A 16,033-nucleotide genomic window follows, 5' to 3' on the forward strand; every position below is an offset into this window, starting at 1 on the left:
CGGCAAATCCGATACAGCCGTGAAGGGTGCGTTGCTGGTCGCCGGTACCACCTCCGACGCCGGCAAGAGCGTCATCGCCGCCGGGCTGTGCCGACTGCTGGCCCGGCGCGGGGCGAAGGTGGCGCCGTTCAAGGCGCAGAACATGTCCAACAATTCGGTCGTCACCCTCGACGGCGGCGAGATCGGGCGGGCGCAGGCTCTGCAAGCGGCCGCCTGCGGGCTCGAGCCGAGCGTGCGGTTCAATCCCGTGCTGTTGAAGCCCGGCAGCGATCGGCGCTCGCAACTAGTGGTGCGCGGCAAGGCGATCGGCACGATCGGCGCGGCTGATTACCTGGCTTGGCGGGAGAAGCTACGCGGTGTCGTGGCCGACGAACTGGCGTCGCTGCGCTCCGAGTTCGACGTGGTGATCTGCGAGGGCGCCGGGTCGCCTGCCGAGATCAACCTGCGCGAAACCGATATCGCGAACATGGGACTGGCGCGCGCGGCCGACATCCCGGTGATCGTGGTGGGCGACATCGATCGCGGGGGAGTATTGGCCCACTTGTTCGGGACGGTGGCCGTGCTCGACCCCGAGGATCAGGCGTTGATCGCCGGCTTCCTGATCAACAAGTTTCGCGGCGATCCGGCATTGCTCGAACCGGGTTTGGCGCAACTCGAAAAGCTCACCGGGCGACCGACGCTCGGTGTGGTGCCCTACTCCGATGAGCTGTGGATCGACGCGGAGGATTCGCTGTCGACGGTGTCCGACGCGCCAGTGGGGCGGCCCGCGCCGCCGCTTGGTTCGGAGTGGCTCAATGTCGCGGCGATCCGGTTACCGCGGATCTCCAACAGCACCGACGTCGAAGCTTTGGCGTGCGAGCCGGGAGTGGCGGTTCGGTGGGTGACCGAGCCGTCCCGGGTCGCCGACGCCGACGTCGTGGTGGTGCCGGGAACCAAATCGACCGTCAGCGATCTGGCGTGGTTGCGGCGCACCGGTCTTGCCGAGGCCTTGGTCTCTCGCGCTGCCCGAGGCAGGCCGATCATCGGTATCTGCGGTGGTTACCAGATGCTCGGGCGAACGATCGTCGACGATGTCGAATCCCGGTGCGGCGAGGTGGCCGGCCTGGGGTTGCTGGACCTGCAGGTGCGCTTCGACCCGGAAAAGACGCTGCGCCGGGTATCGGGGACTGCGGACGGAATTGCCGTGCGCGGCTACGAGATTCACCATGGGCAAGCGTGCGCCGCCGGCGATGAAGCGTTGCTGCACTACGCCGACGGCACGCCGGAGGGCAGCGTAAAAGGCGCCGTGCGCGGCACCCACTGGCACGGATTGCTGGCCTGCGACGACTACCGGCGAGCGCTGCTGCCGGTGCTCGCCGCCGAAAGCGGTCGCGGTGGCTTCGTCGTCGCGCCCGATACCTCCGTGCACCGAATCCGGCTGCGGCAACTGGATTTACTGGCCGACCTGATCGAGCGTCATGTAGACGTGAGTGCCGTGCTCTACCTGATCGAGCACGGCGCCCCGTACGACCTGCGGACGATCTAGGCGGGAGCCGTCCGGCGCAGGATCACCCAGGCTCCGGCCAAGGCAACCGCGGCTGCGAGCGCCGGAAAAACCACCAGGGGATAGGCGCGCGGAATGTCGGCGAACCAGTGCCCGATGTCGAGCCACCACCGTTGCCAGGTCACCACAATGGCCGAAATTCCCAGCGCCACTGCAACGGTCAGTCCTGCGGTCAGCAGTCCTTGGGTGCGCCAGCGCTGGTGGATACAGCCAACGAAGAGCCCGATCGTTGTGACCAGGAACAGCGAAACGATGGGCGTGAGTAGCTGCAGGATTGGATTGTCGGTCCAGTACGCGGGGATGTCGAACATGCGCATGTGCACGCCCCATCCGTTCGTCACCCGTTCGCCGAGGGCGAGTACGAACAGTGCGGCGCCGAACACCGTCGACTGGCTGACCGCAACGAGTGTTGTGGCGGTGAAGTATTCGCGTCGGGTGACGCTCAGTCCCAGCGCAAACGGGAAGGTCTGCGTCAGTGCCTGCAGGTAGAACGCCAGCGTGAAGGCGTACAGCGAAAAGACTCCGCCGGTGAAGCTCGAGTCGCTGGCGTCGTCGCCGGTGACGAAGAAGATCGCCAGCGCGATCGCGAAAGAGACCGCGACGACACCGATCGGCCAGACGATCAGCAACGGGCTTGCGGCGTGGTGGAGCCGGGCCACGTTGAGCAGTCGGGTCGAGGTCCGGCGGGCCGGGATGCGACGACCGAAAGTGGTGGCAGTCATGCGGACTCCTTGGCTGCGGTGGTACTCCGGACGACGAGTTGCTGCAACGAAACTGGTTCGAGCTGCAGGCCCGCGGCGAGGGCGCGGTTGCGCTCGGCGTCGGTGAGTTCGACGGCAACGGTCGCGCGGGCCAGGCTGCTCAGCGACTCCCGATGCAGCACAGCATGATCCGCAGCGAACGCCTCGACCGTGCGAGCAGGCCCGGACACCATGACGGCACGCGACCGCAGCGCATCGGCGTTGTCATCGAGCAAAATCCGGCCCTTGTCGATTACCAGCACGTGCTCGATCAGATCGCTGACCTCATCGATCAGATGTGTGGAAAGAACTATGGTGCGCGGGTTTTCGCTGAAGTCTGCAAGCAGACGGTCGTAGAACATGGTGCGAGACACCGCGTCCAACCCGAGGTAGGGCTCGTCGAAAATGGTGAGCGGCGCGCGCGATGCCAGCCCGACGGTGACGCCGACAGCCGACGTCGTGCCGCGGGAAAGCTTCTTCATCTTCCGGTCGAGCGGGATGTCGAAGTCCTTGATGAGTTCGTGGGCAAAGTCGTTGTTCCAGTTGGGCAACAGCTGACTTGCCGCGGCCAGAACGTGTTTGACCCGGTAGTCCTCGGGGTAGCGCTGGCTTTCCTTGACGAAGCAGACGCGGGCGAGCGCAACGGGGTTCTCGAAGGGCTGCTGCCCGAATATCGAGATGTCGCCGCTGGTCTGCCGGAGTTGGCCGGTGAGCATCTGCATCACCGTCGTCTTTCCAGCGCCATTGCGGCCGAGCAGACCGTAGATGCGATCGGGGTCGATGTCGAAATCGACGTTGTCCACGGCCGTGAACCGCCCGAATCGCTTGGTCAGCCCGCGCACCGAAACGGCGGGAATGCTACTGATCCGGCTGGTGCTCATAGGTTCTTCTCCCATTGATCGAGCATCGATTTCAGTTCGGCGATCCCGACGCCGAGCTTGTCCGCCTCTGCGACGAGCGGTTCGATGTACTGGCGGGCAAAGCGTTCGCGGCGCCGCGACTTCAGCGCTTCGCGGGCGCCGGCGCTGACGAACATCCCGATTCCTCGTTTCTTGTAGATGATCCCTTCGGCGGCAAGCTGATTCAGCCCTTTCGCGGCGGTTGCCGGATTGATCCTATGAAATGCGGCGAGCTCGTTCGTCGACGGCACCTGCGTGTCCTCGGCCAGTGTCCCGTCGATGATCGAGTTCTCGATGAGTTCGGCCACTTGCGCAAACAGTGGCCGGCCGTTCTCCATCACGGTTAACCAGCCACGGCTAGCTGCTTAAGTGGTTCATTACTCATGTAACTAACCATAGAGGCTCTTCGCGTCACCGGCAACCTGTCGTCAGCCTTGACTCCTGCTCGAAGTCACCCGCGTTTTGTGGTGAGACTGCGCTCGATCAACTGCAGTTCGAGTCGAAAAGGCGGGTGACTAGGCACGTGGCGTACCGTCGGCAGGCATGGAGCTCAGGCAGATCGGTGCTCGCACGGTTCGCATCGATGGCCCCGAGAGCCGTCACAGCGTGTTGTTGTTGCCCGCCGCTGCCGAGCCGGGAACTGTCTACGACGACGTCTGTACCCGGCTGCACAACTCGGGATTGCGCACGATCGTCGCCGAGACTCTCGACGGCCTCGACGAAGCCGGTATCGCCGCGATCCTCGACGAGCTGAAGATCGGCTGGGTGAATCTGGTGGGCAGTCGCGAAGGTGCTGGTCTCGCCTGGCTTTTCGCCGCCCGTACCTTCGGTCGGGTGGCCAGTCTGGTCGTGGCGGACTGCTGCCATCCGGCGGTGCCGGATCTCAACGGCGAAGTCCTGGCGGCGGACTGCCCGCCGGTGGAACTGCCGACCACGCTCATCATCGGTAGTTCGCTGCTGCGCCCGCAGGCGGATGTCTCGGGCCGAAAGGTCTACGCCGACTTTCGGATTGTCCAGCTCGACGGTGTCGACAATGTGCCGCTGAAGGCGGCCGCCGAAATGGCCACCGAGATCGTGCTGCGCACGAGTTCCTGGTAGCGGGTCAGCTTGCGGGGTAGCTGGTCAGCTTGCGGGCAACGGCCCCAGCGACTCGAGCCAGCGGTCGAGTTCGCCGAATGCCTGTGCCAGCGGCCCGGGCGTGGAGAGAAACACATCGTGGCGCGCGCCGTCGACCGGGACGATCGTCGTGCGGTCACCCAGACAACCCGACCAGCGCTGAATCTGGCGGACGTCGAGGACCGCGTCGGCAAGGTCGACGTCGGGGCCGTCGCTGGTGAAGCGGGTGAGCTTGGACCGCAGTATCAGCGCCGGAACGCCGACGTCGAGCCCCCGGTGTAACTGCGTGTGCCCGGCGCGAACGGCCCGCAGCCATCCGAAGCGCACCGGGAAGCCGTCGAGCGGTTTCCAATCGAGCTGGTAGTGCCATTCGCCGTTGGCGCTCGCGTGCAAGCTCGCGCCGTAGGTATCCAGTCGCTTGCGGGGAATGGCCGTTTTGCCGCGGAACCGGCCGACGACGTTGATGACGGCGGTGCCGATATTGCGCGCCACCGACGGGCCCTGCAGGTCGAACCACGGACTGTTGAGAATCAGTCCGGCGACCCCGGCCTTCGCGCTGCCGCCCTCACGACGGCCGAGCCGGTCCAGCCACAGCGGCAGGATCAGCCCGCCGGTCGAGTGCGCCATCAACAGCACCGACCCGCCGTCGACCTGTTCGCGCACGATGTTCAGGGCGAGTTCGAGTTCGTTGTCGTAGAGCGCGAGATCGCTCACATAATGCGGAGTCTGGCCCGGGCGGAGCGAGCGGCCACACTTGTGCAGGTCTAAAGCGAAGAATTCGTAACCGAGCGCCGCGAAATGTTCGGCCACATGCGTTTGAAAGAAATAGTCGGTGTAGCCGTGCACGTACAAAACAGCCGCCGCGCCAGGCGGTCGATGCGCAGCATGATTTTCCGGCCGATATCGAATCAACGTGGCCACGATGTCGCCCTCCCCGTCAGGGTCGGGGCCGAGTTCGAGCACCAGCTGTTGATATCCCGGCCCGAGATGGTCCGGGGTCCACGCCGCCGGATTCGGCGTGGATTGGGCGCTTTGCGTCACATTCTCAATTTATGACATGGCCGCCGTACTGGCGAGGCGCACAATTGAGTTGAGTTAATCGCCCGGTAACCTAAGCCGAGCCGTCCTCACGGACCACACGTTCCCGGCTATGAGACAAGGAAGTCGAAGCTCCAGTGTCGAACGCAGCAGAGTCGCAGAAGAAGGCCGCCACATCGGAAAAACAGCAGGTCGATGTGGTTCTGGTAGGCGCTGGCATCATGAGCGCGACGCTGGGAGCGTTGCTACGCCAGCTGCAGCCGAACTGGTCGATTGCGGTTTTCGAACGGCTCGACGCGGCCGCGGCCGAGAGCAGTGATCCGTGGAACAACGCCGGAACCGGGCACTCCGCGCTGTGTGAGCTCAACTACACGCCGCAGAACTCCGACGGCAGCGTCGACATCAGCAAGGCCATCAACGTCAACGAGCAGTTCCAGGTTTCCCGGCAGTTCTGGTCGCACGCGGTCGAGAACGGGGTGCTCAGCGATCCCAAGGACTTCATCAACCCCATCCCGCACGTCAGCTTCGTGCACGGCGAAGAGAACGTGAAGTACCTGCGTGCCAGGTATGACGCGCTGGCCGGGCATCCGCTGTTCGGCGGGATGGAGTTCATCGACAGCCCCGACGAGTTCAGCCGCCGCTTGCCGCTGATGGCCAAGGGCCGCGACTTCTCCGAGCCCATCGCGCTGAACTGGACCAACGCCGGCACCGATGTCGACTTCGGCGCGCTGAGCAAGCAACTGCTCAACTACATCAGCTCCTCGGGCGGCCGGGTGTACTTCGGCCACGAGGTCCGCGACATCACCAAGCAGTCCAACGGCTCCTGGGATCTGAAGGTGCGTAACCTGCGCACCGGTGACAAGCGAGTGATCAACGCCAAGTTCGTTTTCGTCGGCGCCGGCGGCGGTGCGCTGCCGTTGTTGCAGAAGTCGGGCATCAAAGAAGCCAAGGGCTTCGGTGGCTTCCCGGTCAGCGGGGCGTTCTTCCGCTGCCTCAACCGCTCGCTCATCGACCAGCACCACGCCAAGGTGTACGGCAAGGCCGCCGTCGGTGCGCCGCCGATGTCGGTGCCACACCTCGACACCCGCGTGATCAACGGCAAACCGGGGTTGCTGTTCGGGCCGTACGCGGGCTGGAGCCCGAAGTTCCTCAAAGAAGGCAGCAACGCGGACCTGTTCAAGTCGATCCGTCCGGGCAATCTCGCCTCGCTGCTCGGCGTCGGCGCGACCGAGATGCCGCTGGCCTGGTACCTGCTGACCGAGTTGGTCAAGACCAAACCGGCGCAGGTGCGCACGATGATGGAGTTCGTGCCCGAAGCCGAGGGCGATGACTGGGAGCTCACCATCGCCGGCCAGCGCGTGCAGGTGATCCGGCCGCAGGGACACACCGGCGTGCTGGAATTCGGCACCGCCGTCATCTCCGCCGAAGACGGCTCGATCGCAGGTCTGCTCGGCGCGTCGCCCGGCGCGTCGACCGCTGTGCCCGCCATGCTCGACGTGCTGTCGCGCTGCTTCCCGAACCGCTACCGCTCCTGGGAGCCGCGACTCAAGGAAATGATCCCGTCGCTCGGCGTGGAACTTTCCGACAACCCGAAGCTGTTCGGCGAGGTCTGGGACTGGACGTCCAAGGCGCTGGAGCTGAAAACCGACATCGTTCCGGGCCCGCATGGCGAGTCGGAGTTAGCGGCATCCACCACTGTGTGATAGGCATCATGCCCATGATGGCAACAGCAACGCTGAAGCGGTCGTGGGCTTATGACCTAAGCACGGCCACTCTCTATGACCTGCTCAAGCTGCGGGTCGAAGTCTTTGTGGTGGAGCAGAAGTGCGCCTACCCGGAGCTCGACGGGCTCGACCTGCTGCACGAGACCAGGCACTTCTGGCTGGAAGAAGACGGAGAGGTCATCTGCACCCTGCGTCTGACGGAGGAATACTCCAACGGGCGCAAGTCTTTTCGGATCGGGCGACTCTGCACGGCGCCGAACGCGCGCGGCCGTGGTCACACCACCCGGCTGTTGCAGGCGGCGTTGGCTGAGGTCGGCTTGGCGCCGTGCAAGATCAACGCGCAGACCTACCTGGTGGACATGTATGCCAAGCACGGGTTCAAGATCGACGGTGCGGAATACCTCGAGGACGGCATCCCGCACGTCCCCATGCGCAAGCGGTAACTCAATGCTTGCGGACCACGCGTTCGCACTCGCCGGGCTTCCAGATGGTGATGTCTAGGTGGTTGTCGGCGACCTCCACTGACGACGCGCCGACCAGGTCCGCGATGAAGAAGTGGTCGAACTTCTGATCGCGAATGTCGAATCCCGTCTCCTCGAACAAGGCCGTGGCAAAGCGCTGGTGCAGCGCGGTGTCGTCGTTGTCGGTGACCGTGCCCCACAGCTTCACATCGCCGTCGCGCACCTCGGTGTCGACGGTGGCGGTGTGCAGGCAGAAGCGCGGATCGCGGGCCAGATCGGCGAACTTGGTGGTGTGCGGCATCCCGGCCAACACCAGCTGATCTTCGAAGATCCGCGGCTCGATCGGGCTGATCCGCGGAAAGCCATCCGATCTCAGCGTCGCCAGCATGCACAGGTTCTTCGTCGCCGCATGCCGGCGCTGGAAAATCTCGGCGATATGGGGTGCTTGGGTGGTGAACTCTGTCCAGGTGGTCATCCCTGGAAGGTAGCCCTGCGGGCCCTGTGCGTGATTTTCCACCGCCCGCGGTGGAAAATCACGCACAGGGGGAGGAGGCGCCGACGGATTTCGTGCGCCCTCACTTGCGCGCCCGGTGAACCGTGAGACCACCGTCATCAGCGTTCACCAACACCACACTTGGCACTATCGGCACCGAAACACCACGGCGGCAGTCTGATTGACGAGCCGGCAACTCGCCGTCTCGCAACCAACGTGAGGAGCCACCATGGACACCGAGACGTTGATGTCGAGTCTGTCGCTGGTCGATGACGACGAGGACGGCCTGACCCTACGGTTCTACGAGATCTTGTTCGAGCGTTATCCCGCCGTGCGGCCGCTGTTTTCCCGCGACGTGCGCCCGCAGGCCGCGATGCTGCGCCAAGCCATCGTTGCCGTGCTCGAACACCTCGACGACAGTGCGTGGCTCGGCACCAACCTTGCCGCGCTGGGCGCCAAACATGCTGGTTACGGCGTGACCGAACCGATGTACGCGGCGGTGGGCGAGTGCATGATCGCGGCGATGCAGGAACGCGGTGGACAGGAGTGGACGCTGGCCATGACCGATGCGTGGACCGAGGCGCTGACCGCGGTGTCGCAGTTGATGCTCGCCGGGCACCCGAGCGAGGAGGAACTGGCGAGCTGAGGGGGCCAAGACCCCTGTGCGTGATTTTCCACCGCCCGCGGTGGAAAATCACGCACAGCGAGAGCGCAGGAGATTTGCCAGACGGGCCCTGCGTGGCATAGGCAAGTCCCATGGGATCGCAAGCCGAGGTCGGTTACCCGTTCAGTGCAGTGGTCGGACACGACCGGCTTCGGCTCGCCCTGATCCTGTGCGCGGTCCACCCCGGCATCGGCGGCGTACTGGTCAGGGGTGAAAAGGGCACGGCCAAATCCACGGTCGTGCGCGCGTTCGCGAGCCTGCTCCCACCGGTCGACGACGGGGACGAACCACGCGCGGCCCGCATGGTCGAACTCCCGGTCGGCGCCACCGAGGACCGCGTGATCGGCTCGCTCGATCTAGAAAAGATGTTGCTCGGCGGCGAGCACGCGTTCCGGCCCGGACTGCTGGCCGCAGCCCATCACGGCGTGCTTTACGTCGACGAGGTCAACCTGTTGCACGACCACCTGGTTGACGTGCTCCTCGACGCCGCCGCGATGGGCCGGGTTCACGTCGAGCGCGACGGGGTGTCGCACTCGCACCCGGCACGATTCCTGCTCGTCGGCACCATGAACCCGGAAGAGGGCGAGCTGCGGCCGCAGCTGCTCGACCGGTTCGGCCTCACCGTCGACGTGTCGGCCTCCCGCGACGTGGACGTCCGGATGGAGGTCATTCGCCGGCGGCTCGACTACGAGCGCGATCCGGCCGCGTTCGCCGCGCGGTTTGCCGACGAGGATGCAGAGATCGCACGCCGGATCGTGCAAGCCCGGGCCGCGCTGGATTCGATCAAGCTCGACGACACAGAGCTGCGCCGCATCGCGGCCCTGTGCGCAGCTTTCGACGTCGACGGGATGCGCGCGGACCTCGTTGTCGCGCGGGCGGCGACGGCACACGCAGCGTGGCGGGGAGCCGACGCGGTCACCGCCGACGACGTCCGCGTGGGCGCCGAGCTGGCCCTTCCGCACCGGCGCCGCCGGGACCCCTTCGACGAGCCGGGCCTTGACCAGCAACAGCTCGACGACGCCATGAACGCCGCGGAGGACGAGGCGCGGGCGGCCGGAGACACCCCCGACCCGGAAGACGCCCCACCCGAGCCTGACCCGAGCGGACCTGACGGCGGTGGCGGTGAGAAACCTCACTCCGGCAGTGGCAACGGGGTTGCGTCGTACGCACCGGCATCACGGCCGCGTCGGCTCGAGGTGCCGGGCGTCGGCTCCGGTGCGCCCGGCCGCCGTTCCCGCGCGCAGGCCGGTCATGGCCGAATCATCAGCTCCACCAAGGACACTCGCGACGGGGTGCATGTGCTCGCGACGATCACCGAGGCAGCCAGGCGGGGTCCGCGCCGGGGTCGGCTGGCGTTCGCGCCCAGCGACCTACGGGGTGCCGTCAAGGAGGGCCGGGAGGCCAACCTCGTGATCTTCGTCGTCGACGCGTCCGGCTCGATGGCCGCTCGCGACCGGTTGGCCGCGGTGACCGGCGCAGTGGTGGCGCTGCTGCGCGATGCTTACCAGCGCCGCGACAAGGTCGCGGTGATCACGGTGCGCGGCCACGAGGCGACGTTGGTGCTGCCGCCCACCTCGTCGGTGGACATCGCCGTGCGACGACTGACCAACCTGCGTACCGGTGGGAAAACCCCGCTGGCCGAAGGCTTCCTGCGGGCCCGGCAGGTGGTCCTCGCCGAGCGGGTGCGCGACCCGAACCGCCGTGCCCTCGTCGTCGCCTTGACCGACGGCCGGGCCACCGGCAGTCAGGACGCCGTACACCGCGCGAAAGTGGCGGCCGGACTGCTGGCCCGGATGGACGTCGGCTCGGTGGTGGTCGACTGCGAACGCGGGATGGTCCGGCTGGGGCTGGCGGTCGATCTGGCTCGCGCCTTGGGCGGTGAGTATCTTCGGCTGGCGGAGTTGAGCGCCGATTCCGTCGCCGGAGCCGTGCGCGCCGCCTGAGGAGGTCGACGAGTGCCTAAAGGAGTTCCCGCGGTCCTTCCCAACGACGGCCTGACCACAAGGCAGCGCCGCAACCAGCCGATCCTCGCGGTGCACACCGGTGAAGGCAAAGGAAAGTCGACGGCCGCGTTCGGAATGGCGTTGCGGGCATGGAACCAGGGCTTCGACATCGGCGTGTTCCAGTTCGTCAAGAGCGCCAAGTGGAAGGTCGGGGAGGAAGCTGCCTTTCGGGCGCTCGGGCAGGTGCACGAGGAGACCGGCGCCGGCGGAGCCGTCGAATGGCACAAAATGGGCGAGGGCTGGTCGTGGGCCCGCAAGTCCGGCAGCGAAGACGACCATGCCGCCGCGGCCCTGGAAGGCTGGCGCGAAATCGCGCGCCGGCTGCGCAACCAGACTCACCGGTTCTACGTGCTCGACGAGTTCACCTATCCGTTGAAGTGGGGCTGGATCGACACCACCGAGGTGGTCCAGACGCTGCTCGATCGGCCGGGCAACCAGCACGTCGTCATCACCGGCCGCGACGCCCCGCAGGCGCTGATCGACGCGGCAGACCTGGTCACCGGAATGACCAAGGTGAAGCACCCGATGGACACCGGCCGCAAGGGTCAGCGCGGGATCGAATGGTGACTCCTGCAGTCGTCATCGCGGCGCCCGCGTCGGGGACCGGAAAGACAACCGTCGCAACGGGTTTGATGGGTGCGCTGCGTCGGGCCGGGCACCGGGTGGCGCCGTTCAAGGTCGGGCCCGACTACATCGACCCCGGCTACCACGGCCTGGCGGCCGGTCGGGTGGGCCGCAACCTCGACCCGGTGCTGACCAGCCCGCAGCTGATGCAACGGCTGTACCGGCACGGCAGCGCGGGTTGTGACATTGCCGTGATCGAGGGCGTGATGGGGCTGTTCGACGGCCGGATCAGCGATGGTGACAACCCGGTCGCCGAAGGATCGACCGCCCAGGTGGCCGCGCTGCTCGGGCTGCCTGTGGTGCTGGTGGTCGACGCCCGCGGACACAGCCAGAGCCTGGCCGCCACCCTGCACGGGTTCGCCACCTTCGACTCGCGGGTCCGCCTGGCTGGGGTGATCCTCAACCACGTCGGCAGCCCTCGCCACGAACAGGTGCTGCGGCAAGCGGCTGCGCGCGTCGGCCTGCCCGTGCTCGGCGCGCTGCCGCGGCGCGCCGACTTGGCGGTGCCTTCTCGTCACCTCGGGTTGGTCACCGCGGCCGAACACGGCAGTGCGGCGACGCAGGCGGTGCAGGCCATGACCGATCTGGTGGCGCGTCACGTCGACGTGGCCGAGATCGCCGCGCTGGCCTCGGCAACCGTGCGAGCCGAACCCTGGGATCCGGCCGCCGCCGTGGAGAAAGTAGCCGGTGCACCAGTGGTCGCCGTCGCGGGTGGCCCGGCGTTCACCTTCGGTTACGCCGAGCACCGGGAGCTGCTCGCCGCGGCGGGCGCCGACGTTCGGGTGTTCGACCCCCTGCACGACCGATTGCCTACCGGCACTGCGGGTTTGATCCTGCCCGGTGGATTTCCCGAGGAACACGCGGCAGCGCTGGCCGACAACCGGCCACTGTGCGCGGCCGTCGCGGCAGCGATCGAGCGCGGCATGCCCGTGCACGCCGAGTGCGCCGGACTGCTGTATCTGTGCCGGTCGTTGGACGGGCACCGGATGGTCGGCGTAATCGACGCCGACGCCGAGTTCACCTCGAGCTTGACGCTTGGCTACCGCGACGCCGCCGCACTCACCGACTCGGTGCTGTGGGACGCCGGGGCGCGCGTGCGCGGGCACGAGTTTCACCGCACCCGAATTCGGGGCGCAAGCGGAACCGCCTGGGGCTGGCGCGGTCCCGGCGGCGCCGCGCGGGACGGTTTTGTCAGCGGGGGAGTGCATGCCTCCTACCTGCACACGCACCCGGCCGCACATCCCGAAGCGATACAACGGTTCGTTCGCAACGCGGCGCGGATCGCGTGCCCGAGCTGATCGTCGGGATCGGCGCCCGGCCCGCCACACCCGCGTCCGACCTGCTGGCCGCAATACATACCGTCACCGACCAGCCGATCGCGGAACTGGCCACCATCGACCGCCGCGCCCGGGAATCCGGCGTGCGGGAGGCGGCAGCGTCGTTGGGCGCCGAGGTCGTTTCTTTCACGGCAGCCGAATTGGCACAGGTGCCGGTCGCGACCGAAACATCGCGCACCCGCGACGCGGTGGGCACCGGAAGCGTTGCCGAGGCGGCGGCGTTGCTGGCCGCGGGGGCGAGCGTTCTGGCGACACCGCGGCGAACGGTAAATGGCGTCGTAGTGGCTCTGGCGCTTAAGGTCTGACGCGTGACCGAAGACCCTGCACCCCCCGACTCGAATTACCTCGTCGGCATCAACCTCAGCGGTCGGCGAGTGGTGGTGGTCGGTGGCGGGACCGTTGCCCAACGGCGCCTGGGCCTGTTGATTTCCAGCGGCGCGAAGGTGCATCTCATCAGCCGCACGGTAACGCCCGCGGTGGAGGGCATGGCCACCTCCGGTCAGATCACTGTGGACCTGCGTGAATACCGCGACGGTGACCTCGCGCAAGCCTGGTATGCGATCGCCTGCACCGACGAACCGGACACCAACGCCGCGATCGTGGCGGAGGCCGAACGGCACCGCATCTTCTGCGTGCGCGCCGACATCGCCCGACTCGGCACCGCCGTCACGCCGGCTACCGCGCGCTTCGAGGGATTGACCCTCGGCGTTCTTGCCGGCGGCGAGCACCGCAGATCAGCGGCCGTGCGCACCGCGCTGGTGGAGGCGCTGCAGTCCGGAGTCATCGCCGACACGGCCGAACCGTTGGCACCCGGGGTCGCGCTGGTCGGTGGTGGGCCCGGTGATCCCGATCTCATCACCGTGCGGGGGCGCCGACTGCTCGGCCGCGCCGATGTGGTGGTCGCCGACCGTTTGGCCCCGCCGGAACTGCTGGCCGAACTCGGCCCGCACGTGGAGGTGATCGATGCCGCCAAGATCCCCTACGGCCGGGCCATGGCCCAGGAGGCGATCAATAACGTCCTCATCGACCGGGTGAAAGCCGGCAAGTTCGTGGTGCGGCTCAAGGGCGGTGACCCGTATGTGTTCGGCCGCGGCTACGAGGAGTTGCTCGCCTGCGCCGAGGCCGGGGTGCCGGTCACCGTGGTTCCGGGCGTGACCAGTGCGATCTCGGTTCCGGCGTTGGCCGGTATTCCGGTGACGCACCGAGGGGTCACCCACGAATTCGTCGTGGTCAGCGGCCACGTCGCTCCCGATCACCCCGATTCGCTCGTTGACTGGCCGGCGCTGGCCCGGCTGCGCGGCACGATCGTGCTGCTGATGGCCGTGGAACGGATCGAACAGTTCGCCGCCGCGCTCGTCGATGGCGGCCGGCCGGCAGACACGCCGGTGACGGTCATCCAGGAGGGCAGCCTGCGCAATCAGCGGGTGCTGCGTGCGACCCTGGGCACTGTCGCCGAGCGGGTGCGCGCCGAAGGTATTCGGCCCCCGGCGATTGTCGTGATCGGGACCGTTGCCGGATTCGAGACTGAGGTGGGTAGCGTTGAACACCATGTCTGAGACCGCGCCGGAGGAGTATCCGGTCACCTACAGCGCGATCGGTCTGGCGATCGTCGCCCTTGGTGGAATGCAGTTGATGGCGACGCTGGACGGCACGGTAGCCAACTTAGCGCTGGCGAAGCTGCAGAACGATCTCGGACTCAGCGACGCTGGACGCAACTGGGTGCTGACCTCCTACGCGCTGGCCTTCGGCGGTCTGATGCTGCTCGGCGGTCGGCTCGGCGACGCCTTCGGCCGCAAGCGCATGTTCGTCGGTGGGGTCGCGCTGTTCACGTTGTCGTCGCTGTTGTGTGGTCTGGCGGTCAACGAGGGCACACTCGTCACTGCCCGCGCATTGCAGGGAATCGGCGCCGCGGCTGCCGTTCCTGCGGGATTCGCGCTGGTGGCAACGACTTTCGCGCCGGGGCGTGCGCGCAATCAGGCGGTGGCCATTTTCGCGGCGATGACGGGCGTCGGATCGGTGACGGGTCTGATCCTCGGCGGCGCGCTCACCCAGTTCTCGTGGCGCTGGATCTTCATCATCAACGTGCCCATCGGGTTCGTCATCGTCGCACTTGCTGTCGTGGCGCTGCGCGAGACGGCGCCGCACCGGCTGACCCTCGACGTCCAAGGCGCGGTGCTGGCGACGTTGGGCTGCACGGCGATCGTCTTCGGACTCAGCGAAGGCCCAGAGCTCGGCTGGGTCAGCGGCTGGGTCATCGGCGCACTGATCCTGGGACTGTTGCTGCTGCTGGGCTTCCTGTTCGTGGAACGCACCGCCAACAATCCGCTGCTGCCGTTCGAGCTTTTCCACAACCCCAACCGGGTCGCCACGTTCGTTTCGATCTTCTTTGCCGGCGCGGTCATGTTCTGCGCCGCGGTGTACGTGGCGCTGTTCTTCCAGGACATCCTGCATTTCAGCCCGCTGCGGGCCGGCTTGGCGTTCATCCCGTTCGCCATCGGGCTGGGCGTGGGGTCGGCTGTGGCGTCGAAGCTGGTGCTGGCGGTGCAGCCGCGCTGGTTGGTGATCTTCGGCGCCGTCGTGATGGCCGCCGGACTGCTGTATGGCTCCACCCTGGACGGAACCGCCACCTACCTGAGCAACCTGATGTCGCCGCTGGCCTGCATCGGCTTCGGTGTGGGCGTGGCGGTGGTGCCGCTGCCGCTGTGCGCGGTCGCCGGGATCGGCCAGAAGGAGATCGGGCCGCTGACCGCGATCACGCAGGTCGCGCAGACCATCGGTGGCCCGCTCGCGCTCGCGGTGATCGGCGTGATGGCCACCTCGCGGACCTTGTCCGAGGGCGGCACAAACGGTGCGGCGGTGCAGGACATGACCGCGCAGCAATTGGCGGCACTGAGCGACGGATACACCTTCGCCCTGGTCGGTTGCGCCGCGTGCGCGGTGATCGCCGGCCTCGCCGCCCTGTTCATCCGGTTCACCCCGGACGACGTGGCCGAAGCGCAGGCGCTGCAGGAGGCGGTGCAGGCCGCCGACGCTCGGGTGCCACCACACGTGCCCTAGGTGCACTGCGCGTCCATTCTCTAAGCCCACGCGCGGGATACGGGCTGTTGCGCAATTCGGGGCGGGGTGTGATGGGCTGGTGTCGATGGTGCGGGTGTGTGTTCGTCGTCGTGCCCGGTGGGGGCTGGCGGGTTATGCAGTCGCTGGGGTCAGTGCGCCGGTGGTGATGGCTTTGAACAGGTTGTGCACGAGCGCGTGGAAGCTGAATTCGGCTGTGGCTCTGGTTGTTCGGCGGGATGTGAAGCGTTTGAATCCGAGGTTGTGTTTGGCGTGGCCGAACGGGGTTTCGGCGATGTGGCTGCGCTGGTTGTAGAGGGCTTTGCCTTCGGGTGTG

Annotated in this window: 17 protein-coding genes; 11 read left to right on the forward strand and 6 right to left on the reverse strand. The window is 66.9% G+C overall.

What is annotated here, in order from left to right:
- Positions 1–19: 19 nt before the first annotated feature.
- Positions 20–1,525: a cobyric acid synthase gene (locus tag FOS14_RS22890; RefSeq protein ID WP_143773189.1), complete on the forward strand. Its 1,506-nt coding sequence runs from the start codon at positions 20–22 to the stop codon at positions 1,523–1,525.
- Here FOS14_RS22890 and FOS14_RS22895 read toward each other — a convergent pair.
- Genes FOS14_RS22895 through FOS14_RS22905 form a run of 3 tightly spaced genes read right to left on the reverse strand, consistent with a single transcriptional unit; the run spans position 1,522 to position 3,523 of the window.
- Positions 1,522–2,265 carry an ABC transporter permease gene (locus tag FOS14_RS22895; RefSeq protein WP_143773171.1) on the reverse strand — a complete coding sequence of 248 codons (744 nt, stop codon included), beginning with the start codon at positions 2,263–2,265 and terminating at the stop codon, positions 1,522–1,524. The genes FOS14_RS22890 and FOS14_RS22895 overlap by 4 nt on opposite strands.
- On the reverse strand, positions 2,262–3,164 hold the full coding sequence (locus FOS14_RS22900; RefSeq protein ID WP_143773172.1) for an ABC transporter ATP-binding protein: 903 nt from the start codon (positions 3,162–3,164) through the stop codon (positions 2,262–2,264). Before FOS14_RS22900 ends, FOS14_RS22895 begins: the two co-directional genes overlap by 4 nt.
- Complete coding sequence (locus FOS14_RS22905; RefSeq protein ID WP_143773173.1) at positions 3,161–3,523, reverse strand: GntR family transcriptional regulator; 363 nt, start codon at positions 3,521–3,523, stop codon at positions 3,161–3,163. The genes FOS14_RS22900 and FOS14_RS22905 overlap by 4 nt, the downstream gene beginning before the upstream one ends.
- 202 nt (positions 3,524–3,725) lie before the next feature.
- Between FOS14_RS22905 and FOS14_RS22910 the strand changes: the two genes are divergently transcribed.
- Positions 3,726–4,280 carry an alpha/beta hydrolase gene (locus FOS14_RS22910; RefSeq protein WP_143773174.1) on the forward strand — a complete coding sequence of 185 codons (555 nt, stop codon included), beginning with the start codon at positions 3,726–3,728 and terminating at the stop codon, positions 4,278–4,280.
- A 24-nt stretch (positions 4,281–4,304) separates the two neighbouring features.
- On the opposite strand, the gene FOS14_RS22915 is transcribed toward FOS14_RS22910, so the two are convergent.
- Entirely contained in the window at positions 4,305–5,348 is a 1,044-nt protein-coding gene (locus tag FOS14_RS22915) for an alpha/beta hydrolase (protein WP_370512286.1), read from the reverse strand.
- A gap of 125 nt (positions 5,349–5,473) precedes the next feature.
- Between FOS14_RS22915 and mqo the strand changes: the two genes are divergently transcribed.
- Positions 5,474–7,039 carry a malate dehydrogenase (quinone) gene (gene mqo / locus FOS14_RS22920; RefSeq protein WP_143773176.1) on the forward strand — a complete coding sequence of 522 codons (1,566 nt, stop codon included), beginning with the start codon at positions 5,474–5,476 and terminating at the stop codon, positions 7,037–7,039.
- 14 nt (positions 7,040–7,053) lie between these two features.
- A complete protein-coding gene (locus FOS14_RS22925; RefSeq protein ID WP_143773177.1) occupies positions 7,054–7,503 on the forward strand; it encodes a GNAT family N-acetyltransferase in 450 nt (149 codons plus the stop codon).
- Between the two features lies 1 nt (position 7,504).
- Here the strand turns inward: FOS14_RS22925 and FOS14_RS22930 are convergent, their stop codons facing one another.
- Positions 7,505–7,996, reverse strand: a complete 492-nt coding sequence (locus FOS14_RS22930) for a pyridoxamine 5'-phosphate oxidase family protein (protein ID WP_143773178.1) — start codon at positions 7,994–7,996, stop codon at positions 7,505–7,507.
- A 247-nt stretch (positions 7,997–8,243) separates the two neighbouring features.
- Between FOS14_RS22930 and FOS14_RS22935 the strand changes: the two genes are divergently transcribed.
- The 7 genes from FOS14_RS22935 to FOS14_RS22965 all read left to right on the forward strand — a co-directional run bounded on the left by FOS14_RS22935 (position 8,244) and on the right by FOS14_RS22965 (position 15,699).
- Positions 8,244–8,660 carry a globin domain-containing protein gene (locus FOS14_RS22935; protein WP_143773179.1) on the forward strand — a complete coding sequence of 139 codons (417 nt, stop codon included), beginning with the start codon at positions 8,244–8,246 and terminating at the stop codon, positions 8,658–8,660.
- Between the two features lie 110 nt (positions 8,661–8,770).
- The gene (locus tag FOS14_RS22940) at positions 8,771–10,621 is read left to right on the forward strand and encodes an ATP-binding protein (protein WP_143773180.1); all 1,851 of its coding nucleotides are present in this window, start codon (positions 8,771–8,773) and stop codon (positions 10,619–10,621) included.
- A 12-nt stretch (positions 10,622–10,633) separates the two neighbouring features.
- Positions 10,634–11,248, forward strand: coding sequence for a cob(I)yrinic acid a,c-diamide adenosyltransferase (gene cobO, locus FOS14_RS22945; RefSeq protein WP_143773181.1), 615 nt, complete (start codon positions 10,634–10,636; stop codon positions 11,246–11,248).
- Positions 11,242–12,603, forward strand: coding sequence for a cobyrinate a,c-diamide synthase (locus FOS14_RS22950; protein ID WP_143773182.1), 1,362 nt, complete (start codon positions 11,242–11,244; stop codon positions 12,601–12,603). Before cobO ends, FOS14_RS22950 begins: the two co-directional genes overlap by 7 nt.
- Positions 12,591–12,947 carry a cobalamin biosynthesis protein gene (locus FOS14_RS22955; RefSeq protein WP_143773183.1) on the forward strand — a complete coding sequence of 119 codons (357 nt, stop codon included), beginning with the start codon at positions 12,591–12,593 and terminating at the stop codon, positions 12,945–12,947. Before FOS14_RS22950 ends, FOS14_RS22955 begins: the two co-directional genes overlap by 13 nt.
- A 3-nt stretch (positions 12,948–12,950) precedes the next feature.
- The gene (gene cobA / locus FOS14_RS22960; protein WP_143773184.1) at positions 12,951–14,198 is read left to right on the forward strand and encodes a uroporphyrinogen-III C-methyltransferase; all 1,248 of its coding nucleotides are present in this window, start codon (positions 12,951–12,953) and stop codon (positions 14,196–14,198) included.
- Positions 14,191–15,699, forward strand: coding sequence for a DHA2 family efflux MFS transporter permease subunit (locus tag FOS14_RS22965; protein WP_143773185.1), 1,509 nt, complete (start codon positions 14,191–14,193; stop codon positions 15,697–15,699). Before cobA ends, FOS14_RS22965 begins: the two co-directional genes overlap by 8 nt.
- Before the next feature lie 132 nt (positions 15,700–15,831).
- On the opposite strand, the gene FOS14_RS22970 is transcribed toward FOS14_RS22965, so the two are convergent.
- Positions 15,832–16,033: transposase (locus FOS14_RS22970; RefSeq protein WP_185981746.1), on the reverse strand; the 202-nt coding region annotated here is incomplete at its 5' end.

Origin of the sequence: Skermania sp. ID1734 (assembly GCF_007489285.1) — a bacterium.
Taxonomy (GTDB): Bacteria; Actinomycetota; Actinomycetes; order Mycobacteriales; family Mycobacteriaceae; genus ID1734.

Excerpts from the sequence above, each read along its gene's own strand:
- FOS14_RS22910 (WP_143773174.1), top strand. The coding sequence starts at position 3,726 with ATGGAGCTCAGGCAGATCGGTGCTCGCACGGTTCGCATCGATGGCCCC.
- FOS14_RS22940 (WP_143773180.1), top strand. The coding sequence starts at position 8,771 with ATGGGATCGCAAGCCGAGGTCGGTTACCCGTTCAGTGCAGTGGTCGGA.
- FOS14_RS22895 (WP_143773171.1), bottom strand. The coding sequence starts at position 2,265 with ATGACTGCCACCACTTTCGGTCGTCGCATCCCGGCCCGCCGGACCTCG.
- FOS14_RS22925 (WP_143773177.1), top strand. The coding sequence starts at position 7,054 with ATGATGGCAACAGCAACGCTGAAGCGGTCGTGGGCTTATGACCTAAGC.
- FOS14_RS22900 (WP_143773172.1), bottom strand. The coding sequence starts at position 3,164 with ATGAGCACCAGCCGGATCAGTAGCATTCCCGCCGTTTCGGTGCGCGGG.
- FOS14_RS22930 (WP_143773178.1), bottom strand. The coding sequence starts at position 7,996 with ATGACCACCTGGACAGAGTTCACCACCCAAGCACCCCATATCGCCGAG.
- FOS14_RS22965 (WP_143773185.1), top strand. The coding sequence starts at position 14,191 with ATGTCTGAGACCGCGCCGGAGGAGTATCCGGTCACCTACAGCGCGATC.
- FOS14_RS22950 (WP_143773182.1), top strand. The coding sequence starts at position 11,242 with ATGGTGACTCCTGCAGTCGTCATCGCGGCGCCCGCGTCGGGGACCGGA.
- FOS14_RS22935 (WP_143773179.1), top strand. The coding sequence starts at position 8,244 with ATGGACACCGAGACGTTGATGTCGAGTCTGTCGCTGGTCGATGACGAC.